A 23,597-nucleotide genomic window follows, 5' to 3' on the forward strand; every position below is an offset into this window, starting at 1 on the left:
ACTGTATTGAGTTTTAAACCTTTCAATAACATGGCCACAGATCAGATGTTTAAGCCCCTTGGTCCCGCACCGATTCAGGATCCCTTCAGAGCACGTTTAAGCATAGGAAATCCTTGGGGCAGCGGCATTGCAACTGGTGCTGTTAGTAGCCTTTTCATGGTGCAGGATAACAACACTAAAGATGGCATCCTCTACGCTGGCGCCGCTGGGGGAGGTGTGTGGGGAAGGCCGTACACAGGGGCAACAGATGCATGGGGCCAATGGACTTGGCTAAGCGGCTCTAATGGATACGAAGGAGCTCAATCAATTTCCAAGATAAAGGTTTCTGATGATAACAAGTGGCTAATTTCAGGCCAAGGAGCCACAAGTAGCTTTGGAAATTTGTCGGGCTTGATAGACAAACCCCTGCAGGTTGCAGAAAGGCTTGCAGGCGGCTCCCTAAAATGGATTGCGAATGATGGAAATAGCCAAGAAAAACTAAAAGGAAAAGCCATAACCTCCCTAGAGATAGCTGACAATATTGTTGTTGCAGGAACTAATACGGGTCTCTTCATTGGCTCAATTGATTCAGAAGGCAAGCTCGCAACCCTGGGAGCAGCAGCGAACCTGAGCGAATCCACCAGCAGTTATATATCATCGATTGCAAAATCAAGTTCCGGTCGCCTTTATGCGGCTGTAATTGGCAAGGGTATATACACATCAACAATTTCTGAGCTCAGGCAAGCCCCCTCAAGGGAATGGAAGCTGATAGACAGCTCAGAGCCGCTATGCCGTGACAAGTCAATGTTACGAGTCACAACAGCAAAAGATCCAGCGACGGGCAAAGATATTCTCTTCCTGGCGACAGCTATAATTACAGCATCGAGTCCTTCTGGACTCTATGACTCAATAAATAAAGTTATTTACGATGAAAAGGTTACCAATTCAAACTGGCAAAAAGCAGATGTATCTGGCAAGATTGGAAGTGATCAAGCTATGTTTCATTCATCCTTTGCCTCCGATCCTACAAACCCAGAACAGGTATTTGCAGGCGGAAATTGGGGGCCAGGTGAGTTCAAGAATGGTGAATGGGTTCTGGCACATCTAGGATATACCGGAGCAATCGTAGCTACAGATTTCAGCGGCAATCAACCAAAATTTACTAATCTCTTTCCCTCAAAAGAAGAGCCTAATAACAGCGATGTCACTGCACCGCATGCCGATTCCAGAGATATTGATTTTATGCAAACGCTCTCTGGGGTAACACGCATTATCGAATCAGATGATGGTGGCATCTATATCAAAGATCTGGGTACAAGCAAAGACATCGACACAACAAAGCCCTGGAAAGGGTTAAGTGATGGCCTACGTATCACTGAAGGTTTCAGCTCGGATTGGAGCAGTATTGGCAACCTTGCCATTACGGCAATGCAGGATAATTCCACAGCAGTTGGGCGGTTTGGAAATCAGCCTGGCTGGTTAAATGTCACAAGTGGAGATGGTGCAATAGCGAGATTTGATGATGGAATCGTAGGTAGCGATGGCATCAGCAGGGCTTACTTTTCCGCTCAACAATATGGTTCAAGTGGAATTGTAGAGCAGAATTCATATGACTATTCAGGCACACTTCTCTCTAGTGATGTTCTAAACCTAAGTATCATTGATAAGTATGGCAATTTTCAAGACTGGTTTGATTATGAAAACACCTGGTACGGCGCTCTAAATTACCCCTTCTATCATCCAGCAGAAACAAGTGAATACCGCGCTGGGGACATTGTCTTTTCAGGAATGCGCAATATCTACGAGCAGGTTTTCCCGCACTGGCAGTCGGTAACATTAGGAGAGATGCTGCTTGTTCCATTAATAGCCGAAGATGCAGACAAAAACAAACCTAGATTCTTCACTGAAGTTGCCATAGGATCTAATCAAGCATTTCAGTTCAAGGAACAGAAGCCCTACAGCTGGGACGCATTGTACACAAGTTTCAATCAGAATGAGGATGTAGGCGGTACCCCCACCACCACGGCAAAACTATTTGGCCGCAAAGCATCAGCAAGCACACAACAAGACTGGTTTAAGAATGTAAATGCTTATCAGTTGAAGGATCTCTCCGCAAATCTGCCGGAATACGTCCAAAAAAACAATACAATAACTGGAATTGCAATCAATCCGAATAACCCAGACGAAATTTGGGCTACAGTTGCATACACCAAAATCTCATACACACAACAATTAAAAAGACCTAAAGCCGATTATTTCTCAGCCTCTTCTCTGATTTATAGCCCAGATGGTGGCATAAACTGGAGCATAGTGGCAGAGTCTGGCAAGAATGGAATTCCAGCTACGGCAAGCCTACAGCAGGTTGTATACGCCCCTAAAACTGAAAGTGCTGAATCTGAGTTATTCCTTAGTGGCTATGGAGGAGCGTGGCGTGCCTCAGTGGGGGCAACAAATATTCTCAGCACCTTCAAGCCAGTTGGATGGCAAGGTGCCGGAGATGACAATAATTTTAACATGTGGATTACGAATCTTGAGTATGATTTAGCAGATGATCTTGTTATTGCAAGTGTGATGGCGCAAGGCGCCTGGCTCCTTAGTCGCTCGAATAAAGAACTTGAGCAACTAGAAGAAACTAAAGCTGGCTTTAGAATTAATCAAGCCATCATCCCTCAGGATATATCCACACTAAGAAATCGAAAAAACAGGAAAATCTTTGGATCGATTGAGATTTCCCTGCAGCGAAGCAAGGATAACTTAAACAAAGAAGCAACAGTTGAATTGGTTTTACCAAGTGATGCTAGCAAGTACCTACAACTACTTGAAGTTAAAGAAAATATCATCAATAGCAGTAGTAGCAGGTATTTATTTAGATTTCCAAGTGGAGTTAATGAAATTAGCGTACTATTTGTCTCTAACCTTAATTCCATAACTTTGCCGGACAAATTGATTAATTTTAAGCTTGAAAATGCCACCAATGCAACAATAGCTGATAATTCAGGCAGCATATTTCTCTATGCAACTGCTGATATGATTACATTGAATCAAGAGGCAGAGGGAGTATTTTATTCAAACAAATCTAGATCCGAATCGAGTGAAAACTTGCCGTCGCAGGCCCAGCAGCTGGCGATTTTAATGCCTAGGGCAAATCTTAAGGCCGGTGAACAGTTATTTTGGTATCCAGTAAACAGTGACGGCTCAATCCAGAGCGGCCAGACTGCTATAAAGCCAACAGATTCATCATATCTAAATTTTGCAAAAAGTAAGTTTAGCTATCTCGCTACCGCTCGAGAATCTTATGATTCGCGAGCGCTTAGCCCGGAAAAAGCATTGGAAGCTTTTTCGAATCCCAGCGCGATTCTAAGCAGTGAAGGGATATCAATTGGAGATCTTGCAACAACGGCTGGCACCACACTGCCCTACGCTGATCGATTCGCACTTGCATTGCAAGATATAGAAGGGAATGTGAGGCTTTCTACCCTAGGTTTTAGTATTAATTCCAGCCCAGAATTGGATAATAGTGTTGTATTTGGAGCTCCTGGCATTGGATCACAGGTTGTATTGGCGCCTGGCGAGGGGCAGCTTTTTATGGTAGACGAGCTCACTTACTACGCTGCAAGCAATGCTGGCAGTTCGAATGTTGATTTTAATCTTGATGTTGCTAGATTCGGTGGCTACTTATCAGGGTATGGATTATTTCGTGTAGACAACACTTACGGCCACTTCCTGTTTGGAGATAAGGGGAAACTAGCCAATCACTTGGCACCGGGTAGCGTTGAATATGCCAGAGAGGCTTTTAGGCGATCACAGACGAATACGGTAGATGGGATTACAGGTTTGCCCATTCCTGGCTTTGCTCAAACAAGCAGATCTTCAATTCAACTTGCTAAGGGAAACTCATATGCTCTTTTTATAACTCCTAATCAGGTGCTAGCTTCGCCGGATCAGATCGATAGCCTATCTGAAATCTTGTTTTCAGTTAAAGAGGCAAATCTTGGGAAGGATCTTCAGCAAGTCTCCTTTGGTACTGGCTACTTTGCCTTTGAGGATATGGGCTTGCGGGGAGATCGCGACTTCAATGACATGCTCTTTGCAATTACACCAGTAGTTCAACCTATTGTGTAGCTTCTGAAGCCCCTGATCTTGCTGTTGGATACGTGTTCTTAGCGATGCCTGAGCACGCCTAGAACCACAAGCCCAACTACTGACGTAGGCTTCCGGGCCTCCACGGAAAGGCCAGATCACGGTGTTGCTCAAGAAACCCAATGGCAATAAACCTGGAGACCACAGAACAATTAGAGCAAGCCTCCCAGGCAGTAAGAACGGCTCTTCAATTAACTTTCTACCCTGCGAAATCAGTCCTCACCGCGGTGGGGGCTGATTTTTTATGCCCCATAGATTGCTGGGCTAGGGGTAGGGGGCTGGATCCTCCGGTCCAGTTTCCAGCAGGATGATCCACTCTTTCGGGGTGAGAATCAGGGCGTCACAACTGAGCGGTAACTGCTCGAAAGGCCACTGCCTAAATCGGTGCGACTGCGAACCGGCCGCCGCCCCATCGATCAGCACTAAATCCAAATCACTGCCCACACCGGCATCACCCCGGCCGTAGCTGCCGTAGACCCCTACACGCTCAAGCTCTGGATGCAAGCCCGCTTGCCCAGCCGCCCAGCTCGCCACATCCGCCAAGACAGCCTCACTTTCAGGCCATCTGAGCAGCGATTGATTTAACAAGCGCACTGGCATGACTAAGGGCGTCGCTGCTTTGCAGGTGGCCTCAACCCCTCAGCCCCCAATCAAGGTTTCCAGGGCTGCGGTCACATCGGCCTGGCGCATCAGGGCTTCACCCACCAGCACCGCATCGGCACCGGCGCCCTGGACGCGATCGAGATCTTCGCGGCTGAATAGCCCCGACTCGCTCACCAACAGGCAACCCTTGGCGCGGATGCGTTCGCCATAGAGGGCAGTGAGCTGCTCAGTGGTGGCTAGATCCGTGTCAAAGGTGGCCAGGTTGCGGTTGTTGATGCCGATCAGCTGCACCCCATCGAGGTCCAGCACCCGCTCCAACTCCTCGGCATCGTGCACCTCCACCAGCACCGCCAGGCCCAGGGCCTTGGCCACCTTCAGCAAGTAGCCCAGGTCTTGATCGCTCAAAATCGCCGCGATCAATAGGGCCGCATCGGCTCCGGCGGCCCGGGCCTGATACAGCTGGTAGGGGCTGAGGATGAAGTCCTTGCAGAGCAGGGGCAGCTCCACCGCCTGGCGCACCTGCACCAGCACCTCAAAGCCCCCCTGGAAAAACTGCCGATCGGTGAGCACCGAAAGACAACTGGCGCCGCCCGCTGCAAAGCCCTTAGCAATCGCCACGGGATCAAAATCCTCGCGGATCACGCCCTTGCTGGGGCTGGCCTTTTTCACCTCCGCAATCACCGCCGGCTTGCGGCAGCTGGCCTTCAGGGCCGCGACAAAGTCGATGGGCGCGGGCAAATCCGCCACCTGCTGTTTCAGTTTTTCCAGGGGCACCCGCTCGCGGGCGGAGGCCACCTCCCGGTCCTTTTCCCAAACAATCTTCTCGAGGATCGAGCGAGGTTCGCTCTCCTCATGGCGGATGGCGTACTCCAGGTGGAGCACCTTCACCTTGGGATTTGGTGGGCGGCGACGGAACTCCATCTCAGGCCACCATCGCTGCGGCTTGCTTGTAGGCCACCTCAACCACCTCACTGAGGGTGGGGTGGGTGTGCACCTCCCTTACCAGCTGCTGAACGCACTGGCGCCGGGCCACCGCATTGGCCACCTCCTGGATCAAATCGGCCGCATGCAGGCCATAGATGTGGGCGCCCAACACTTCGCCACTGCTCCTGTTGAAGAGCAGCTTCATCAGACCATCGCTCTCCAGCTCGGCCAGGGCCTTGGAATTGGCCTTGAAGTAGCTGCGCACCGAACCCAGCTCAAAACCATCGCTGGCGGCGAGGGCCTTGGCATCAACTTCCGATAGACCCACCGAACTGATCTCCGGATGGGTGAAGGTGGCCGCCGGAATGGAGCGGTAATCAATCTCGCGGGGGTGGCCAAGGATGTTGTCCACCGCCACCGTTCCCTGGGCCGCTGCGGTGTGGGCCAGCATCATCTTTCCGGTCACATCGCCCACTGCCCATAGGTGGGGTACCGGCTCACCATTCACCAGCACCCGCAATTTGTCGTCGACGGGAATGAAGCCCCGGTTGGTTTCCACCCCCACCGCCGCCAGGTTCAATTCAGCGCTGGTCGGCACCCGGCCCGTGGCCACCAGCACCGCATCCACCTCCAGGGTTTCCACGTATTCCCTGGTTTTCATGTCGGCCAATTCGATCTTGACCGGGCAGCCCGGCGTGATCTTGCGGGCTAGCACCCCTGCTCGGGCCTCAATTTCACGGCCTTCAATCAGATGGCGGGCTGCGATCTTGGCAATGTCTGGATCAAAGGTGGGCATCACCTTGTCGAGGGCCTCAATCATCGTGACCTCGCAGCCAAGGGCCGTGTAGACATCGGCGAATTCCAGGCCGATGTAGCCGCTGCCAATGATCGCGATCCAGCGGGGCAGCCATTCAAGGCTTACGGCCTCATCGCTGGTGAACACCGTGCGGCCGTCGGTCTCGATGCCCGGCGGCACGAAAGGATCGGAGCCGGTGGCAATGATCACGTCGCGGCAGCTATAGACCCGCTCCACCCCACTGGCCTCCCGCACCGCCACCCGCTGCTGGCCATCGAGCCGGCCCTTGCCCAAAAGAATCTTGGCGCCAGCCCGCTCCAGGGCCTTGGTCAGGTTGGTGCGAATCGTCGCCACCAGTTGGTTGGCGTGGTCGGCAATTTTTTGGCGCTCAAAACGCACCGGCGCCGCGTGGATGCCAAAACCAGCCAGATGCTCCGCATCCGCCAGCTCCCGCACCCGGCCGCTGGCCGCCAGCAGGGCCTTCGAGGGCACACAGCCGCGGTTTACGCAGGTGCCGCCCATGTCGCGCGATTCCACAATGGCGACCCTCAGCCCATGCTCGGCGGCATGTTTTGCCGCATCAAAGCCGCCATAGCCAGCCCCGATCACGATCACGTCGAAATCGAAGCTGCCGTTGGTTTGGGCGTCGCTCACCGGGCTGCACTGCGGTTACTGACGGCATTCTCCCCCGTCAGGTTCCAGAGCGCTGCCGCAGGCGCTCCAGCAACAGTGGCGCAGCGGAAACCGCCACGTTTAGCGATTCCACCGCCTGGCAGTGGGGGATCGTGATCAGGTGGGTGGCGATGGCCTGCAGCTCCGCAGCCAGACCCGCCCCCTCATTGCCCAGCAACAGGGCCGTGGGCCGTAGCCAATCCAGCTGCCAATAGGCCAGCGGACCCTTGCCATCGGCCTGGCTTAACCCTGGCGGTACCGCCGCGGCCAGCTGCATCCCCCGGCCTGCAGCAGCCCATAGGCGCTCCTCGAGCTCAGGGCGGCCGATCCTCTCGATAGGCAGGGCCAAGGCCGCTCCAGCGGAGGAGCGCAGCACCTTCGGCTGGAAGGGGTCGGCGCCCTCTGCCAACCAGAGGGCCTCCACCCCCGCCGCCAGGGCGGTGCGCATCAAGGTGCCCAGGTTGCCGGGATCCTGGAGGCCATCGAGCACCAACACAAAGCTGGGCTGGCTTGCCGGCACGGGCTGCCTTGCAGGCACGGGCTGCCTTGCCGGCAGGGGCTCGCTCGGCGCTGCCGGCGGGGCCAAGCTGAACACCACCCCATCGGCCTGGGCCGTGGTGGCCACTGCAGCTAAAACCAGCCCATCAACGCAATAGCGCCGCACCTGATCGGGCCAACCCTCCCAAAGCTCGGGGTGTTTGTCTGCCCAGGCCTGCGTGGCCAGCAGTTCAACCGGCAGCAAATCAAGCCGCCGCGCCTCCTGCAAAAGGTGAGTGCCCTCCGCCAGCAGCAAGCCCTGCTCCCTGCGGCCCTTGCCAACATGCAGCTCCCGCAGCCGCTTCACCAGGGGGTTGCGGCGGCTGGTGATCAGTTCTGGCACGCCCTAGAAGCTGTCGTGGCGCCGCACGTGCATGTGGTCGTGCACCACAAGTTCCTTACCTTCCAAATCCAAGCCCTTAACCGAGGCCACTTCGCCCTTTAGGCCCTCGGCCTGGAGGTTTTCGATCAACTTTTTGAGCAGGACGTCCTCGATGGTGGTTTGGTCGAAACCATCGGGGGTCAAGCTCTCAAGAAACTTGCCGAGCTTGGAGGAGATCACCTCCGAGGCATTTGAAATCTTGAGAACAATCATTGAAGGAAAAAAGTGCGGATGGGGAGACTTGAACTCCCACGACATTGCTGCCACTAGTACCTGAAACTAGCGCGTCTACCAATTCCGCCACATCCGCGTGGCTGCCGCTGAAGCGACCGGTCGAACATACGCCATCACCTAGCCGTTTCTGACCAGTTCGGGCGGCGGACGTCTAGACGCTCCCACTATTTGTTGTCAAGATGGGACTTCAATAGGGGCAGAGCCATCCCATGACCCTGACTGTTGTGCGCTCCCCAGTAATTCTCAACCCCCTGCTCCAGATCTCCGGGGGTCGCAAGTTGACCGGCGAGCTCAGCGTCAGCGGCGCCAAGAACTCAGCCCTGGTGCTGATGGCCACCTGCCTGCTCACCCGCGACACGATCCGGCTGCGCAATGTGCCGCCCCTCACCGATATCGCCGCCATGGGCGAAATGCTTGGCAGCCTGGGGGGCCGAGTTCTGCGGATTGGTGATTGCCTCGAGCTAAACGGCGACCACATCAACAATTCCACCGCCCCCTACGAGCTGGTGAACAGCCTCAGGGCCAGCTTCTTCTGCATCGGTCCCCTGCTGGCGCGCATGGGCATGGCCAAGGTGCCCCTGCCCGGGGGCTGCCAAATAGGTACCCGTCCCGTGGTTGAGCACGTCAAGGGGCTAAAGGCCCTGGGTGCCCAGGTCACGATTGAGCACGGCGTGGTGACAGCCGTGGTGCCTGGCCGGAGCCATCGACTCACCGGCGGCCGGATCCACCTGGATTGCCCGAGCGTCGGCGCCACCGAGACCCTAATGATGGCTGCGGCCTTGGCCGACGGCGAAACCGTGATCGAAAACGCCGCCCTTGAGCCTGAAGTGGTCGACCTGGCGGGCCTGCTGCTGGCCATGGGGGCCCGGGTGCGGGGCGCCGGCACCCCCACCATCACCATCTCCGGGGTCGAGCGCCTCCATGGCGCCGATTACTCCGTAATTCCCGACCGCATTGAGGCCGGCACCTTCCTGCTGGCCGCTGCGATCACCCGTTCCCACCTGCGCATTGCACCGGTGATTCCCGAGCACCTCGGTGCCGTGATCACCAAGCTGGAAGAGGCGGGCTGCCGCATCGAACACGATGGCATTGGCCTGACCCTTAAGGCCGATCAAATCAATGCCGTAGACCTGCGCACCCAACCATTCCCTGGTTTTCCCACCGACCTGCAAGCGCCGTTCATGAGCCTGCTGGCCACCGCCAAGGGCACCAGCGTGATCACCGAAAACATCTTTGAAAATCGCCTCCAGCACGTGGGTGAGCTGCAGCGCATGGGGGCCGCAATCCGGATGCAAGGCAACACCGCCTTTGTCGAAGGGGTACCCCGGCTGAGCGGGGCCCCGGTGCAGGGCACCGACCTGCGGGCCTCGGCCGCGATGGTGCTGGCCGGCTTGGCCGCAGAGGGCATCACCACGGTGAGGGGCCTGGAATATCTCGATCGCGGCTATGCCCACCTCGAAACCAAGCTCAACGCCGCCGGGGCCCTAATCGAACGGGCCAGTGGAGCCCAACCCCTAGCGAAGGCCGCGGCCTAAGCTCTTAAAGAAGGGAGCGTGCCGGAATTGGTAGACGGACTCGACTCAAAATCGAGCGCCTTCGGGTTTGTGGGTTCGAGTCCCACCGCTCCCATCTCTTCAGTGATGGACACCTACGCCCGCTTCCCGATCGCGCTCCAGCGCGGTCAGGGGGTTTGGGTGTGGGATACGGCTGGCAAGCGCTATCTCGACTGTGTGGCTGGCATCGCCGTTTGCACCCTCGGCCATAGCGACCGCCGCCTCAGGCGGGCCCTCTCCCGCCAACTGGGGCAACTGCAACACGTCTCCAACCTCTACCGGATTCCGGAGCAGGAGCAACTCGCCGCGGCCATCACCGGGAGCAGCTGCGCCGATCGGGTGTTTTTCTGCAACTCCGGTGCCGAGGCCAACGAGGCCGCCATCAAATTGGCCCGCAAGCACGGCCACCAGGTGCGGGGCATCGGCACTGAGCCTGGGCAAGGGCCCGTAATTCTCACGGCCCAGGCCAGCTTCCATGGCCGCACCCTTGCCGCCGTATCGGCCACGGGCCAGCCGAAATACCACCAGGGCTTTGAGCCGATGGTGGAGGGCTTCAAATACTTCCCCTACAACGACACCGCCGCCTTCGAAAGTCTCCTGGAGCAATGCGAGGCCCATGGCCCCAGGGTGGCGGCGGTATTGCTGGAGCCCCTCCAGGGTGAGGGCGGCGTGCACCCCGGCAACCGGGCCTTCTTTGAACGGGTACGCCAGCTCTGTGATTCCAAGCAAATCCTGCTGATCTTTGACGAGGTCCAAATCGGCGTGGGCCGTAGCGGCCGGCTCTGGGGCTACGAACAACTGGGGGTTGAGCCAGATGCCTTCACCCTCGCCAAGGGTTTAGGCGGCGGCATTCCGATTGGGGCGCTAGCGGTTAAGGCCAAGGCCGATCTGTTCGTGCCCGGGGAGCACGCCAGCACCTTTGGCGGCAATCCCTTTGCCTGTAGGGCTGGCCTAACCGTGCTGGCCGAGCTGGAAAGGCGCCAGCTGCTGCCCCACGTGCAGGCGATGGGCAGCCTGCTCCAGGAATTACTGGCCGGCTTGGTCAGTCGCCATCCCGGCAAACTTGAGGGTGTGCGGGGCTGGGGCCTGTTGCAGGGCCTGGTGCTGCGCTCGGAAGCGCCATCGGCCCCCGAGCTGGTCAAGGCAGCCATGGCCCAGGGCCTGTTGCTCGTGCCAGCCGGCCCCCAGGTGGTGCGCTTTGTGCCACCCCTGGTGATCAATCGTCGCCAGCTGCGCAGGGCAGTGGCCCTACTTGAGCGAGCCCTGCTCAGCCTTGGCTGATCCCTTTGACGACCTGATCGAACCCTTCAATCGCCGGGGCGTCGACCTGGGTCTTGATCGTCTGCAGGCAGCCCTCGCTGAATTGGGGCATCCAGAGGCCAGCTTTATGGCGGTGCAGGTGGCCGGCACCAATGGCAAGGGATCGATCTCCACCTTTGTCCATGCCGCCCTGCAGGCCTCCGGCATTCGAACTGGGCTCTACATCTCGCCCCATCTGCTGAGCTGGTGCGAACGCATTCGCATCGGCGCCGAGCTGATTGGGGAATCGGCCCTACGCCAAAGACTTTTCGATCTGCAGGACCTGGCTAAACGCCACCTGCTCACCCCCTTTGAGCTGGTCACGGCGGCGGCCTTTTGCGCCTTTGCGGAGGCCCAGTGCCCCCTGGTGGTGCTGGAGGTGGGCCTCGGCGGCCGGCTCGATGCCACCACCTGCCACCCCAACAGAAGCGTGGTGGGCTTTGGCCCCATAGGCCTGGATCACCGTGAATTTCTCGGCAGCACCTTGGCCGCCATTGCCACCGAAAAGGCCGGCGTGCTGCGGCCGGGCACGGTCGCCATCAGCGCCGCCCAAAACCCTGAGGTGGCCGAGGTTTTAGAGCAGCAAGCAGGTGCCATTGGTGCCGAGCTGCGCTGGGTAAAACCCCTAGACCTCGGGCAATGGGATCTGGGCATTCCCGGCGAATTGCAGGCCAGCAATGGGGCCGTGGCCCTGGGCATGCTCCAGGCCCTCAAGCAGGCCGGCTGGCCGATCAAGGAAGCCACCATTCGCCAGGGTTTTGCCTGTGCCCATTGGCCCGGGCGGCTGCAAACAATCCATTGGCGCGGCCACAGCCTGCTGGTTGATGGCGCCCACAATCCACCGGCCGCCAGGGCCCTGCGCCAGGAGCTGGACAACGCCAGTGGCCAAACAGCCAGGCGGTTTGTGTTGGGCATGCTGGCCCACAAGCAGGCGCCGGAGATGCTCCGCGAACTGCTGGGGCCAGATGACCGGGCCTGGATTGTGCCGGTGCCGGGCCACCCCAGCTGGAACGGGGATTCGCTGCGGCAGTCCTGCCCCGAGCTGGCGGAGCAACTGCACACAAGCCCCGATTGGCAGGAGGCCCTTGGCCAGGCTTGGGCCAGTGGCGCCCACCAAAGCTCCCCTGAACCGGTTGTGGTGGCAGGATCCCTCTACCTAATCGGCCACCTAATCGCCGCCACTGCGAGAGAGTGAATCCCTGAGAGAGTGGAGCTCAGATTGCCCCCCCGCCTTCGAAACCATGGTTTGGCTTAAGCGGGCCTGGGCCCTACTGCTCCTCTTGGCAGTTTTCTGCGCCGGCTCCCCCGCCTGGGCGTTTGAGGGCATCGACTACACCCTCACCAACCAAAACGAAGCGGATTTCAGCAGCCGCGACCTGGCCGACACCTCCTTTGCCGGAGCCAGTGGTCGCCACGCCAATTTCAGCGGCTCCGATCTGCATGGGGCGATCTTTACCCAGGCCTCCTTCCCAGAAGCTGATTTCAGCGACGCCAATCTCACCAATGTGCTGATGGACAAGGTGGATTTCAGCGGTGCCGACTTCAGCAACGCCCTCCTGGCAGGGGCCATTGCCTCAGGCAGCAGCTTCATTGGCGCCACCGTCACCAACGCTGACTTCAGCGATGCCTTAATCGATCGACTGGACCAACGATCCCTATGTAAGGAAGCCTCGGGCAGCAACCCCATCACAGGCGTGGATACCCGCAGCAGCCTGGGCTGCTAACGGGACAGCCACCCCCGCAATTTGCCTGGATTGAGCAGGCCTGCAGGGTCATGGGCCGCCTTAGCCGCCACCTGGTCGGCATCGATCACCCCCAGGCCCCCGTCCTCCACGGTCAGCACATGGGGGTTGAACACGAAGGCCCCCAGCTCGCGGCAGTGCTGGATCAGCTCTGCCAGCTGGGCTTGCCCCTGCCAACGCAGCAACGGCAAGGCCGCCAAGCGGGCTGCCCCCTCGTGCTTAACCGCCTCCAGATGCCAGAGCAGGTCTGCTCCCCAGCGCTGGCGCAGGGCCGCAAGGCAAGGGGTCTCCGGCTGGGGCAAGAGCATTTGTAGGTAGGTCCAGTCGGGGTGATTGCTGCGCCAATGGAGGGTTGTGTGGTTCCAGGTGAACTCCCGCAGGGGCAAGCCCGGGCCGGGCAGATTTGGCGCCAGCCAGCGCACTTCCCCCCCCCGCGCCCCTAACCAGGCCACCAGGGCACCTTCTGCGGGGGCCCCTTCTCCAGGGACCCCTTCTCCGGGAGACCGGAGCGCATCGGGCCCCACCCAAAGGAGCAGCCGGTGTTCAGGCCCAGCTGCCTGCTCCGATGGGCATTTCGGGCAGCCAGGGGGCCAGGGCATGGCGGCGGCCACCTCCGCCTCCAGCAGGGTCAAACCCTGCAGGAAAAAGGCGGTCTGGGGCAGCAGTTGGGCCGCGGCTAGGGCCTGCTGCCAATCCTGGAAACCCACCACCACTTGCTGCCAGGCCACCGCTTCCGTGCTGGGCAGCCGCAGGGCCGTGAGGATGCCATTGGTGCCGTAGGCATGGTTGAGCGGGACACTGGCCTCGGCATCGAGCTGCAGCAGCCGGGGCTCCGCCTCCAGGGTGACAACCTCCAGGCCCAAAAGATTGCCGGGATCCCGCAAAAATCCCCAGCGCAGGGAACCCAAACCACTGGAGCCCCCAGCGAAATAGCCCCCCACCGTGGCGGTGCGCATCGTGCTTGGCACCATCCGCAGGGCCCTGCCGGCGGCCGCCAATTGCTGGTCGAGGGCCGCCAAGCTGCAGCCCGCTTCCACCTCCACCACGCCGGTTTCGGGATCGATTTGGCGGACGCGATTAAGGCCCCGCATCTCCAGCACCACCCCCCCCTCCAGCGGCACACACTGGCCGTAGTTGCCCGTGCCGGCACCGCGCACGGTGAGGGGCAACCCATGGCGGGCGCAGGCCCCGGCCACCAGTTGCACCTGCTCCACCTTCGAAGCAAAAACTGCCAATTGGGCCCGATGCTCCTGAAGCTGGGGGATCAGGACCGGCGAAAAGTCGTAGAAATCACGGGAGAGCTTTTCCAGCTCGCCAGGCTCCTGGGTCAAGACCAGCCCCGGATCCAGCAGGCGCAACTCATCCACCAAGGCCTTTACCGCCTGGGCTTGCAGGGCCTTACTTACTTGCGCCAAATCGGGCACCTGGTTGCTTTTCACTGCCCCAGTTTGGCCAGCAGCGGCGATGGCAGCTCAGTCTCGGCTGGCCCAAGCCATTGCCCCGCCCGCAACACCCGTCGCTGGGGAGTGCGGGCCAGGAGCTCGGTCCAGTTGGTGGCGGAGAGCACCACCAGATCGCCCGGCCCCCCCAAGCGCAGCACCCCATCCCAGTCCAGGCCCAGCAGCTCCGAGCTGGCCCGGGTGAAAGGGGCAATGCCCTGGCGCTGGCTGGGCACCAGGTGGCAGGCCGGCACCGCAAAGCGCAACAGCTCAATCGGATCGCCGTCGCCCCCAGGAAACCAGGGGTCTTGCACGTTGTCGCCACCTACTGCAACCCGCACCCCTGCCCGCTGCAGGCTGCGGATCGGGGCCTGGGCCCGCTGCACCGGCGTTTGACCGGGCCGGCGACCCAGCAACCACTGATTTGTGAAAGGCAGGGCCACCACCGCCAGCTGGGCCCGGGCCATCTGCTCGGCCAGGCGCTCCAGCCGGGCCTGGGGCAACAGGGCCATGCTGCAGCAATGGCTGCAGGTGATCGCCACCGCCCTTCGCTGCTCCAACACCAGCCGCGTGAGCAGGGCCACACCCCGCCCGGGTTGGCTATCGGCCTCATCCACATGCAGATCCAGGCCGCAGCCCAGGCGCTCCGCCAGGGCCAGCAGGCCCGTTAGGGCCTCTTGGTCTTGGCCATTAGCCCAGCCGCGGCTGGCATAGGGCGGGCCCAGCACTCCCCCCAGCAACCCGCCCCAGCCCGCCACCCGCCTGGCCAGGGCTTCCCCCTCGGGCCGCAGCCAATGCTCCAGGGGGGCCAGGGCCACCAGCTGCAAATCCAAGCGGCCGCGCCAGCGCTCCCGCAGCTCTAACAGGGCCTGCCAGCTGGCCTCGGTGGCCGGCCCGCCACCACTATCAATGTGGGTGCGCATGGCCCGCACCCCGTAGCGCCAGCTGCGCTCCAGCAGGGCCTCTGCCCTTTGTCTCACAGCATTGGCACTGCGCTGGCCATGTTCCCGCTGGTTCTGGGCCAGGGCCCCGGCCATGCCCCCATCCCAGTTGGGAAAAGCCTGGGCCGTGCCGGTTTTATCCAGGTGGGCATGGGGCTCCACCAGGGGGGTCAGGGCCAGGGGCAAGCCAGCATTTGAAGGCTGCGGCGGCAGGGGCTCAATCGAGCGCACCAGCCCCGACTCCTGCAAAATCCGCACCGCCACCAGGCCATCGGCATCGGGGCTGGGCAGGTCATTAAGGCGAGGATCCAGCAGGCTGCGGGGCAGCCGCAACTCCAGGGCCAAGCTCATGGATTTGGCGTGGCTGCGGATTGCACCAACACAAAGTTTCCAGCAATTCCCAGCACGGTGGCCTGATATCGGGGCACCTGCCAATTCAACAGGTTTTGGCCGCCGATGCTGGCCCGATAGAGGCTGAAGAGGCCGAAGTTCTGGCGTTGGGCCTGCTCACGCACCACCCGCCCCAACACCCCTTTTTGGGCAGCCACCAGGGCAGGGCAATTGCTGATCGTCAAGCGCATGGCCATCGGCAGCCCGCCGGGCTTGCAGAGCTCATCGCTGATTTCCTTGGGCAGGCTTTCGGCGGCAAAAGCCTCCAAATCCGCCGGCGTGGGGTTGGTCAGCACCAGGCCACCGGCCAGCAGGGCCCCAACGGCCAAGCCAGCTGCCAGGGATTGGGAAATCGGGCTTAAAAATCGGCTCGAAATTGGCAAACCCTGTTCTGCCTCATCAATTGGTACATTGGCACCGATCACGGCGGGCGTCGCCAAGTGGTTAAGGCAGCGGCTTGTGGTGCCGCCATTCGGGGGTTCAAGTCCCCTCGCTCGCCCCTTTTTCCTGGACCCCCGGCAGCTGTAACAGCTGCCGGGGGTTTGGTTCTTTTAGGGCTCCAGCCCGTCATCCAGCAGGGCCTCCAGCAGCCGATCGGCCCCCTCCCGCACGGGATCCGCACACACCAGGGAGGTGATGGCACGGATCTGGGCCAGGGCCGCAGCAGCAGCCTCCGGCTCCAGGGTCGCCGTATTCACCGCAATCGCCCGCACCCGCGGCCGCAGGCCATCGGGCCGGCCCAGGGCAGCCAGGGCTTCATAGGCAGCTATCACCTCCAGCAGCGGGGGAATCGCCACCGCCGCCGCGCCGGGGCGGCTGCGCACATGGCTCTGGCCAGCCCGATGCACCAACAGCAGATCCGTGGGCTGGCTGCCACGGATCAAGGGCAGGGTGGCGGTGGAGCCCGGATGGCAGAGGGACCCCTGGCCCTCCACCAGCACCAGCGCCTCTGGCCCAGCACCGGCCGCGGCCTGGAGCACCGCCTGCTCCACCGCACCGGAGGCGTAGTCGACTCGCACCGCATCGAGGGCCACACCCTGGCCGCTGATCAAGATTCCCGCCTGACCTGTGCCCACAAAGCGAGCGTCAAGGCCGCGGCGCTTGGCCTCAGCCTGCAACTCCAAGCAGGCGCTCATCTTGCCCACGGCCATGTCCGTACCCACCGCCAGCAGCCGCCGGCAGGGCAACGCCGCACAACGGGCCGCGGCCACCTCGAGGCCGTCGGGCTCCCGGCGCAGATCCCAGATCCACTGGCCGGCTCGGCTGCAGGCGGCAGCCAGCTCTAGGTCATCCCCCAGGCGGCTATGCAGGCCGCTAGCCAGGTGTAATCCCGCCTCCAGGCCAGCCAGCAGATCAGGACGCATCTCCGGCGGCAAAAGCCCGCCCGAAGGAGCCAGGCCTACCACCGCCACCTCGGGGCCAAAGGCCAGGGCTTCCGCCATCGAGGCCACCACCGGCACCGCCCTGGCAATGCCGGTGATTTCCCCCAGGGAGCGGCCAGCGTGGACCGGATCAATCACCGCCACGATCGGCCCGTGGCGGTAGCGCAGCATCGCCAGGCCGGTCTTGCCGGAGAGGTTGTCGAGGCCGCCGTGCAACAGCAGCACCAGTGGGGCGTCGGCAGTGAGCATCAGCAGGGATCAGGAAGGGGCATCGGGGGAAGGGCCAGCACCCCCAGGCCAGGGCGATCGCTGGGCCGCCATAGGTCGCCCACCAGCTCGGCGCCGCTGAACGGATCGTCCAGCAGGTTGAGATGGCTGTCTAGATCGGGCCAGCGCACCAGGGGCAATAGCTGGGCGGCGGCGCTATTTAAAAGAGTGCTGTCGGAATAGCAGCCCAGCATCACCCCCAGGCCCAGGCGCCGGGCGGTGCGGGCCATCACCAGGGCCTCGCTGAGGCCACCGCTCTTCACTAGCTTGATGTTGACGCCATCCACGTGGGGGGCCAGCCGCAGCAGATCGGCCAGGTCCCAGCAGCTCTCATCGGCCACCACAGGAATCGGGGCGACGCCCGCCAGGGCAGCGAAGCCAGCCGTATCGGCGGCGGGGTCATTGAGGGGAGCCAGGGGCTGCTCCACCAGCACCACGCCCTGCTGGGCCAGCCAGGGCAGCAGCTGCTGGGCCGTGGCCAGATCCCAGCCGCCGTTTGCATCCACCTGCAATTCATGGGCCCGACCAGTGCTTTGCTGCCGTTGCTCCAGGGCCTGGCGCACCACTAGCACCAGGGCGCGATCGTGTTCAACCCCATCCGGGCTGCCGAGCTTGAGCTTGATTCGGGTGGCGGGCAGCTGCTGCCACCAGCGCTCGAGCCGCGCCAACACAGCCGCGGACTGGCCTAAGCCGAGGGTCACGCTGGTGGCGACACAGGCACCTGGATCCAGCCCCCAGAGCCGCCACAGCGGTTGTCCCAGGCGCTGCCCCCACCAGTCGTGCAGGGCCAAATCCAGGCCGCAGCGGGCCGGCGGGCTAAGGGCTGCCAGCAGCGGCTCAAGCGCCTGCAGGGGCTCGGGCGCCAGGGCCTGCAAATGGGGCGCCAGGGCCTCGAGTTCGGCGGCAATCGCCGCGGTTTCGTAATGGCGGTGGCCGGTGTCGAAGCCGCCGGTTTCGCCCAGGCCCGTGATTCCCCCGTGCCCAATGCTTACCAGCAGGTGCTCCACCGCCGCTGTGCTGCCGCGGCTAATCGCCAGGGGCACGGCCTTGGTGAGTTGGAAGCGGCGCAGGCTCAGGTGCATGGGGCTGGGACGCTCTGCTCAAGCTGGCACAACGGAAGCCGATGGCCGAAACTGATCAAATGACGGTCTCCACGAACAGCCCCCGCGGCAGCTATTGGATTACCACCTTTGGCTGTCAGATGAATAAGGCCGATTCCGAGCGCATGGCCGGGATCCTGGAGTCGATGGGCTACAGCCAGGGCCACGGCGAGCACAGCGCCGACCTGGTGCTTTACAACACCTGCACAATCCGCGACAACGCAGAACAAAAGGTCTACAGCTACCTGGGTCGCCAGGCCCAGCGCAAACGGGAAAACCCCCATCTCACCCTGGTGGTGGCCGGTTGCGTGGCCCAGCAGGAGGGGGAATCCCTGCTGCGGCGGGTGCCGGAGCTGGATTTGGTGATGGGGCCCCAACACGCCAACCGCCTCGACGTGCTGCTGGCCCAGGTGGAAGCGGGCCAGCAGGTGGTGGCAACCGAAGAGCACCACATTCTCGAAGACATCACCACGGCCCGGCGCGATAGCAGCGTCTGCGGCTGGGTGAATGTGATCTATGGCTGCAACGAGCGCTGCACCTACTGCGTGGTGCCCTCGGTGCGGGGCCAGGAGCAATCCCGCCTGCCCGAGGCAATCAAGCTCGAAATGGAGGGCCTCGCTGCCCAGGGTTTTAAGGAGATCACCCTGCTGGGCCAAAACATCGATGCCTATGGGCGCGATCTGCCCGGCATCACCCCCGAAGGCCGCCGCAGCCACACCCTCACCGACCTGCTGCACCAGGTGCACGACGTGGAGGGCATCGAGCGGATCCGCTTTGCCACCAGCCACCCCCGTTACTTCACCGATCGGTTGATCGACGCCTGCGCCGACCTGCCCAAGGTGTGCGAGCACTTCCACATCCCCTTCCAAAGTGGCGACGACGAGCTGCTCAGGGCGATGGCCCGCGGCTACACGGTGGATCGTTACCGACGGATCATCGAGCGCATCCGCAGCCGCATGCCCGAGGCCTCGATCAGTGCCGATGCGATCGTCGCCTTCCCTGGCGAGAGTGATGCCCAATACCGCCGCACCCTGGCCTTGATCGAGGAAATCGGCTTCGACCTGGTCAACACCGCCGCCTATTCACCACGGCCCAACACCCCCGCCGCCACCTGGCCCAACCAACTCACTGAGGCCGTCAAGGTGGAGCGCCTCCAGGAGATCAACGCCCTGGTGGAGCAAACGGCCAAGGCCCGCAGTGCCCGCTATGCGGGGCGCAGCGTGGAGGTGCTGGCGGAAGGGGTCAACCCGAAGGATTCCAGCCAACTGATGGGCCGCACCCGCACCAACCGGCTCACCTTTTTCCCGATCGCCAAGGCCGATGGCAGCTCGCACAAGGCGGGAGATCTCGTGACTGTCACCATCGATCAGGTGCGCCCCTTCTCCCTCAGCGGCAAACTGGGGTAAGTGTGTAGGGCCTTGGGCCAGCAGCAACAAGCAGATGAGCAGCACCCCCACCCGCGTTGGCCTGATCTTTGGGGGGGCCTCCGGTGAACACGCCGTTTCGATTCGCTCCGCCGCCACGGTGGCAGGGGCCCTGCGCAGCGGCTCCAATGCCAACCGCTACAGCTTGCATTGCTTCTATATCGACCAGCAGGGTCGCTGGTGGGGGCCCCAGCAGGCCGATGCGGTCTTAGCCGCAGCTTCCCCTGCAACGCCTGAAAGCCTGCCCCCGGAACCCCAAAAACCAGGGTTCTCAGGATTTCCGCCCGGTGCCCAGGAAATTGAGATTTGGTTTCCGGTTTTGCATGGCCCCAATGGCGAAGACGGCACCATCCAGGGACTCTTCAGCCTGATGCAGGTGCCCTTCGTGGGCTCGGGGGTGTTGGGTTCGGCGGTGGGCATGGATAAACAGGCGATGAAGGCGGCCTTCGCTGCGGCCGGCCTACCCCAGGTGCCCTATGCCTGCGCCAGCAGCCGGGAGCTGGCCGCCAACCCCAACCAACTGGTCGAAAAATTGGAAAGCCAGCTGGGCTACCCCTGCTTTGTAAAACCGGCCAACCTGGGTTCATCGGTGGGGATCAGCAAGGCCACCAACCCTGAAACTCTGCGGGCTGGTCTGGCGGCGGCGGCTCGCCTTGATCCCCGCCTCGTGATCGAAAAAGGGGTGGTGGCAAGGGAACTGGAATGTGGGGTGCGCGGTGGCGGCCTCCAACCCCTGGAGGCCTCCGTGTTGGGGGAGATCTGTTTTGACGCCGACTGGTACGACTACGAGACCAAATACAGCGAAGGCAAAAGCCACACCGTGATTCCGGCCCAGGTGCCGGCTGCCATCGCCGAAAGGGCCCGCAGCATGGCTATCCAAGCCTGTGAAGCAGTCGGAGCGATGGGCCTATCCCGGGTGGATTTCTTTTACAGCGAAGCCACCGGTGAGCTCTGGCTCAATGAGATCAACACCCTGCCGGGCTTCACCAGCCAGAGCATGTACCCCATGCTTTGGGCAGCCAGCGGCATCCCCCTCGAAAACCTGGTGCACGAATTGCTAGAAGGGGCCCGAGAATGGCACCAAAGTGCGGTCCAAGGGGGGGTGGAGCAATGATCCATGGACTGCTGTGGCTACCACTGCTGCTGGTTTTCGTACTGCTCACGGCCCTGGGTTGGCTTGAGCGCAGACGTCAGCAGCTATTTCGTGATTGGGCTGAGGGTTCGGAATTGGCCAAGCTCGACAGCTGCGGCGCAGCCCGGCTGCTGGATGGGGTGCTGAGTTGGGCCCGTTTTGAGGCTGGCAAGCTTCACGACGACGACTCTTTTGTGATCAAAAACCTGGAAATGGTGGAGTTGCTCTCCTTGCATTCCGGCGAAGCGCCCCTCACCGAAGAAAGCCAGGGATCCTGCCGGCTGCGGCTGATGGGCAATGGCTTGCACAAGGATCTGCCCTTCTCCGATGCCGATCGGGCCCGCCGCTGGATCGACGAACTAATGGCCCGCTCCCGCTGCGAGCTCTGAAATCCGCCCGGTGAGTCAGACCCCCCTCAGACCGGAAGCCGAGCGCCGCAAACAAATGCGGATGCAAAGGCGCAGCGAGCGGCTGCGCAACCTCTGGCGCCTGCTGGTGTTCACCAGCATTGCTGGCGGCCTGACCTATGGGCTGCTGCGGCAAGGCTGGATCCTCAATGGCCCGGCCCAAGTTGAGGTGGTGGGCAGCCAGCAGGTGGATGCCGCCCAGGTAATTCGGGCCGCAGATCTGCATTTCCCCCAGCCCCTGTTGGGCTTACAACCCAAACAGATCGCCTCTGCCATCGCCGCGGCCCTGCCGGTGGAGCAGGTGCAGGTAACCCGCCTGATGGCTCCACCAAGGTTGAGGGTGACGGTGGTCGATCGGGAGGCCGTGGCCCGGGCCGAGCGCCAAAGCGCCAGGGGGCTTGAGCAGGGTTATGTGGATCGGCTTGGCAATTGGATGAGCACCCGCCAGGGCCAAGGCAGCAAGGGCCCTTCCCCCGAGCAGCTCCAGGTGCGGGGCTGGCAGGCCAGGCTGCGGCCTGCCCTGGCGATGATGTTGGAGCGACGCCAGTCCCTGGGGGCCGATCTCCAGGAGATCCGCTTTGAACCCGGCGGGAGCCTTTGGTTAAAAAGTGCCAGCCTCGGCCAGGTGCGCCTGGGCCCGATTGATGATCAGCTGAATAGGCGGCTTGAAGTGCTGCAGCAGCTGGGCCAGCAACTACCCGCCAAGGTGAAGGGCCGCAAGGTGATCTCCATCGACCTGAGCGATCCAGAACAGCCAGAACTGGGCCTACCCGCAGCCGCTGGCACTGGCACTGCCAGCGGGCCAAACAAACCGGTGGCTAGCCGGGATTAGCAAGCGCCATTAAGGGCAAGGGGGTAGGCAGAAATGGTCTGTTTTCCCATCAGAATGTTGCGCCCCGCCGGCAAACACGCAAAGGTATGGCATCGCGTCGGCTAAAAGCCCACCAACCACCGACATAATGCAGCTTGATCCAGACCAGCCGCAGAGCGCCGGCATTCCCGCAGACATGGTCCTAAGCACGCCCGCCAACATCGGCATCACCCCAAGCCAAAGCGCCCGCATTGAGGTGATCGGCGTTGGGGGTGGCGGCAGCAATGCTGTTAACCGGATGATTGCCTCCGACCTGCAGGGGGTCGGTTATCGAGTGCTGAACACCGATGCCCAGGCCCTAATCCAGTCGGCGGCGCAAAAGCGGATCCAACTGGGCCAAAAATTGACCCGGGGCCTGGGGGCCGGGGGTAACCCCGTAATTGGCCAAAAGGCAGCCGAGGAATCCCGCGCCGAACTGATCGAATCCCTGCAGGGCGCCGACCTGGTGTTCATCGCCGCCGGCATGGGCGGCGGCACCGGCACCGGAGCTGCCCCGATCCTGGCGGAGGTGGCCAAGGAGGTGGGTGCCCTCACCGTGGGCATCGTTACCAAACCCTTTGGCTTCGAGGGCCGCAAGCGCCTGCGGCAGGCCGAGGAGGGCATTGCCCGCCTGGCTGAACATGTCGACACCCTGATCGTGATTCCCAACGATCGGCTGCGGGATGCCATTGCTGGGGCGCCGCTAAATGAGGCCTTCCGCGCCGCCGACGACGTGCTGCGGATGGGCGTGAAGGGCATTAGCGACATCATCACCAAACCCGGCCTGGTGAACGTCGACTTTGCAGACGTGCGCTCGGTGATGGCCGACGCCGGCACCGCCCTGCTGGGAATTGGGGTGGGATCCGGGCGCTCCAGGGCCAGCGAGGCCGCCCAGGCCGCCATGAGTAGCCCCCTGCTCGAATCCGCCCGCATTGATGGGGCCAAGGGCTGTGTGATCAACATCAGCGGCGGCAAGGACATGACCCTGGAGGACATGACCACCGCCTCTGAGGTGATCTACGAGGTGGTCGACCCCGACGCAAACATCATTGTCGGCGCCGTAGTCGACGAAAAACTGGAAGGGGAGATCCACGTCACCGTGATTGCCACGGGTTTCGAAAGCGGCACTCCCTACCGGACCGAGCGCAGCTCCAGCAGCTTTGCCAACAATTTCAGGCAGGTCAGCGAGGAACGGGGAGCCAAAATCCCCCCCTTCCTGCTCAGCCGCCAAACCAGGCCCGAATCCTGACTATTCGGGCCTAGCCAATGGGGTGACCCGGAGTCCACGCCTGCCTTGAGCATCCCGTGTGGCTGCTACCTTCCGGTCCTGACCAGATTTAGGCGTCAGGGCCGCATGGGTCCGAGTCAAGTAGATGCTAGCAATGGCATCCCCCGCCCCTGCAA

20 protein-coding genes, 3 tRNA genes and 1 other RNA gene are annotated in these 23,597 nt (G+C 61.4%); 12 read left to right on the forward strand and 12 right to left on the reverse strand.

What is annotated here, in order from left to right; genetic code table 11:
- Window positions 1–30: 30 nt before the first annotated feature.
- Window positions 31–4,101: a DUF4114 domain-containing protein gene (locus tag KBY58_RS00395; RefSeq protein WP_255002212.1), complete on the forward strand. Its 4,071-nt coding sequence runs from the start codon at window positions 31–33 to the stop codon at window positions 4,099–4,101.
- A 282-nt stretch (window positions 4,102–4,383) separates the two neighbouring features.
- On the opposite strand, the gene KBY58_RS00400 is transcribed toward KBY58_RS00395, so the two are convergent.
- The 6 genes from KBY58_RS00400 to KBY58_RS00425 all read right to left on the reverse strand — a co-directional run bounded on the left by KBY58_RS00400 (window position 4,384) and on the right by KBY58_RS00425 (window position 8,343).
- Window positions 4,384–4,719 carry a nucleotidyltransferase domain-containing protein gene (locus tag KBY58_RS00400; protein WP_255002213.1) on the reverse strand — a complete coding sequence of 112 codons (336 nt, stop codon included), beginning with the start codon at window positions 4,717–4,719 and terminating at the stop codon, window positions 4,384–4,386.
- Between the two features lie 39 nt (window positions 4,720–4,758).
- Complete coding sequence (trpC, locus tag KBY58_RS00405) at window positions 4,759–5,643, reverse strand: indole-3-glycerol phosphate synthase TrpC (protein WP_255002215.1); 885 nt, start codon at window positions 5,641–5,643, stop codon at window positions 4,759–4,761.
- Between the two features lies 1 nt (window position 5,644).
- Window positions 5,645–7,096, reverse strand: coding sequence for a dihydrolipoyl dehydrogenase (locus KBY58_RS00410; protein ID WP_254932866.1), 1,452 nt, complete (start codon window positions 7,094–7,096; stop codon window positions 5,645–5,647).
- Window positions 7,097–7,133: 37 nt separating this feature from the next.
- Window positions 7,134–7,994, reverse strand: a complete 861-nt coding sequence (locus KBY58_RS00415; protein ID WP_315858007.1) for an RNA methyltransferase — start codon at window positions 7,992–7,994, stop codon at window positions 7,134–7,136.
- A gap of 3 nt (window positions 7,995–7,997) precedes the next feature.
- Complete coding sequence (locus tag KBY58_RS00420; RefSeq protein WP_254932865.1) at window positions 7,998–8,246, reverse strand: hypothetical protein; 249 nt, start codon at window positions 8,244–8,246, stop codon at window positions 7,998–8,000.
- Window positions 8,247–8,259: 13 nt separating this feature from the next.
- Window positions 8,260–8,343: transfer RNA gene (locus tag KBY58_RS00425), tRNA-Leu, on the reverse strand.
- Between the two features lie 133 nt (window positions 8,344–8,476).
- Here KBY58_RS00425 and murA point away from each other — a divergent pair.
- The 5 genes from murA to KBY58_RS00450 all read left to right on the forward strand — a co-directional run bounded on the left by murA (window position 8,477) and on the right by KBY58_RS00450 (window position 12,843).
- Window positions 8,477–9,802 carry a UDP-N-acetylglucosamine 1-carboxyvinyltransferase gene (gene murA, locus KBY58_RS00430; protein WP_255002218.1) on the forward strand — a complete coding sequence of 442 codons (1,326 nt, stop codon included), beginning with the start codon at window positions 8,477–8,479 and terminating at the stop codon, window positions 9,800–9,802.
- Window positions 9,803–9,814: 12 nt separating this feature from the next.
- Window positions 9,815–9,896, forward strand: a tRNA-Leu gene (locus tag KBY58_RS00435).
- Window positions 9,872–11,101 (forward strand): aspartate aminotransferase family protein, encoded by a 1,230-nt coding sequence (locus tag KBY58_RS00440; RefSeq protein WP_255002221.1) that lies wholly within the window; start codon window positions 9,872–9,874, stop codon window positions 11,099–11,101. The genes KBY58_RS00435 and KBY58_RS00440 overlap by 25 nt, the downstream gene beginning before the upstream one ends.
- A complete protein-coding gene (locus KBY58_RS00445; protein WP_255002223.1) occupies window positions 11,094–12,314 on the forward strand; it encodes a bifunctional folylpolyglutamate synthase/dihydrofolate synthase in 1,221 nt (406 codons plus the stop codon). Before KBY58_RS00440 ends, KBY58_RS00445 begins: the two co-directional genes overlap by 8 nt.
- A gap of 46 nt (window positions 12,315–12,360) precedes the next feature.
- Complete coding sequence (locus KBY58_RS00450; protein WP_255002225.1) at window positions 12,361–12,843, forward strand: pentapeptide repeat-containing protein; 483 nt, start codon at window positions 12,361–12,363, stop codon at window positions 12,841–12,843.
- Here KBY58_RS00450 and KBY58_RS00455 read toward each other — a convergent pair.
- The 3 genes from KBY58_RS00455 to KBY58_RS00465 are packed head-to-tail and all read right to left on the reverse strand — an operon-like array spanning window position 12,840 to window position 16,071.
- On the reverse strand, window positions 12,840–14,300 hold the full coding sequence (locus KBY58_RS00455; protein ID WP_255002226.1) for an FAD-binding oxidoreductase: 1,461 nt from the start codon (window positions 14,298–14,300) through the stop codon (window positions 12,840–12,842). The two genes, KBY58_RS00450 and KBY58_RS00455, sit on opposite strands and share 4 nt — an antisense overlap.
- Window positions 14,297–15,592, reverse strand: a complete 1,296-nt coding sequence (locus tag KBY58_RS00460) for an amidohydrolase family protein (protein WP_254932859.1) — start codon at window positions 15,590–15,592, stop codon at window positions 14,297–14,299. Before KBY58_RS00460 ends, KBY58_RS00455 begins: the two co-directional genes overlap by 4 nt.
- Window positions 15,589–16,071, reverse strand: a complete 483-nt coding sequence (locus KBY58_RS00465) for a DUF4359 domain-containing protein (RefSeq protein ID WP_255002228.1) — start codon at window positions 16,069–16,071, stop codon at window positions 15,589–15,591. The genes KBY58_RS00460 and KBY58_RS00465 overlap by 4 nt, the downstream gene beginning before the upstream one ends.
- Here KBY58_RS00465 and KBY58_RS00470 point away from each other — a divergent pair.
- Window positions 16,058–16,130: transfer RNA gene (locus KBY58_RS00470), tRNA-His, on the forward strand. The genes KBY58_RS00465 and KBY58_RS00470 overlap by 14 nt on opposite strands.
- 52 nt (window positions 16,131–16,182) lie before the next feature.
- On the opposite strand, the gene KBY58_RS00475 is transcribed toward KBY58_RS00470, so the two are convergent.
- Together KBY58_RS00475 and KBY58_RS00480 are read right to left on the reverse strand one after the other, a co-directional pair.
- The gene (locus KBY58_RS00475; RefSeq protein WP_255002229.1) at window positions 16,183–17,262 is read right to left on the reverse strand and encodes a DUF1611 domain-containing protein; all 1,080 of its coding nucleotides are present in this window, start codon (window positions 17,260–17,262) and stop codon (window positions 16,183–16,185) included.
- Complete coding sequence (locus KBY58_RS00480) at window positions 17,262–18,362, reverse strand: dipeptide epimerase (protein ID WP_254932856.1); 1,101 nt, start codon at window positions 18,360–18,362, stop codon at window positions 17,262–17,264. The genes KBY58_RS00475 and KBY58_RS00480 overlap by 1 nt, the downstream gene beginning before the upstream one ends.
- Window positions 18,363–18,421: 59 nt before the next feature.
- Between KBY58_RS00480 and miaB the strand changes: the two genes are divergently transcribed.
- The 5 genes from miaB to ftsZ all read left to right on the forward strand — a co-directional run bounded on the left by miaB (window position 18,422) and on the right by ftsZ (window position 23,442).
- Window positions 18,422–19,786, forward strand: coding sequence for a tRNA (N6-isopentenyl adenosine(37)-C2)-methylthiotransferase MiaB (gene miaB / locus KBY58_RS00485; RefSeq protein ID WP_255002230.1), 1,365 nt, complete (start codon window positions 18,422–18,424; stop codon window positions 19,784–19,786).
- A 34-nt stretch (window positions 19,787–19,820) separates the two neighbouring features.
- Window positions 19,821–20,918, forward strand: coding sequence for a D-alanine--D-alanine ligase family protein (locus tag KBY58_RS00490; protein WP_255002231.1), 1,098 nt, complete (start codon window positions 19,821–19,823; stop codon window positions 20,916–20,918).
- Window positions 20,915–21,325: a hypothetical protein gene (locus tag KBY58_RS00495; RefSeq protein ID WP_254932853.1), complete on the forward strand. Its 411-nt coding sequence runs from the start codon at window positions 20,915–20,917 to the stop codon at window positions 21,323–21,325. The genes KBY58_RS00490 and KBY58_RS00495 overlap by 4 nt, the downstream gene beginning before the upstream one ends.
- 10 nt (window positions 21,326–21,335) lie before the next feature.
- On the forward strand, window positions 21,336–22,175 hold the full coding sequence (locus KBY58_RS00500; RefSeq protein ID WP_255002232.1) for a cell division protein FtsQ/DivIB: 840 nt from the start codon (window positions 21,336–21,338) through the stop codon (window positions 22,173–22,175).
- 175 nt (window positions 22,176–22,350) lie between these two features.
- The gene (ftsZ, locus tag KBY58_RS00505) at window positions 22,351–23,442 is read left to right on the forward strand and encodes a cell division protein FtsZ (protein ID WP_254933953.1); all 1,092 of its coding nucleotides are present in this window, start codon (window positions 22,351–22,353) and stop codon (window positions 23,440–23,442) included.
- A 21-nt stretch (window positions 23,443–23,463) separates the two neighbouring features.
- On the opposite strand, the gene ffs is transcribed toward ftsZ, so the two are convergent.
- Window positions 23,464–23,560, reverse strand: an RNA gene (gene ffs / locus KBY58_RS00510) — signal recognition particle sRNA small type.
- Window positions 23,561–23,597 lie beyond the last annotated feature (37 nt).

Origin of the sequence: Cyanobium sp. HWJ4-Hawea (assembly GCF_024345815.1) — a bacterium.
Lineage (GTDB): Bacteria > Cyanobacteriota > Cyanobacteriia > PCC-6307 > Cyanobiaceae > Cyanobium_A.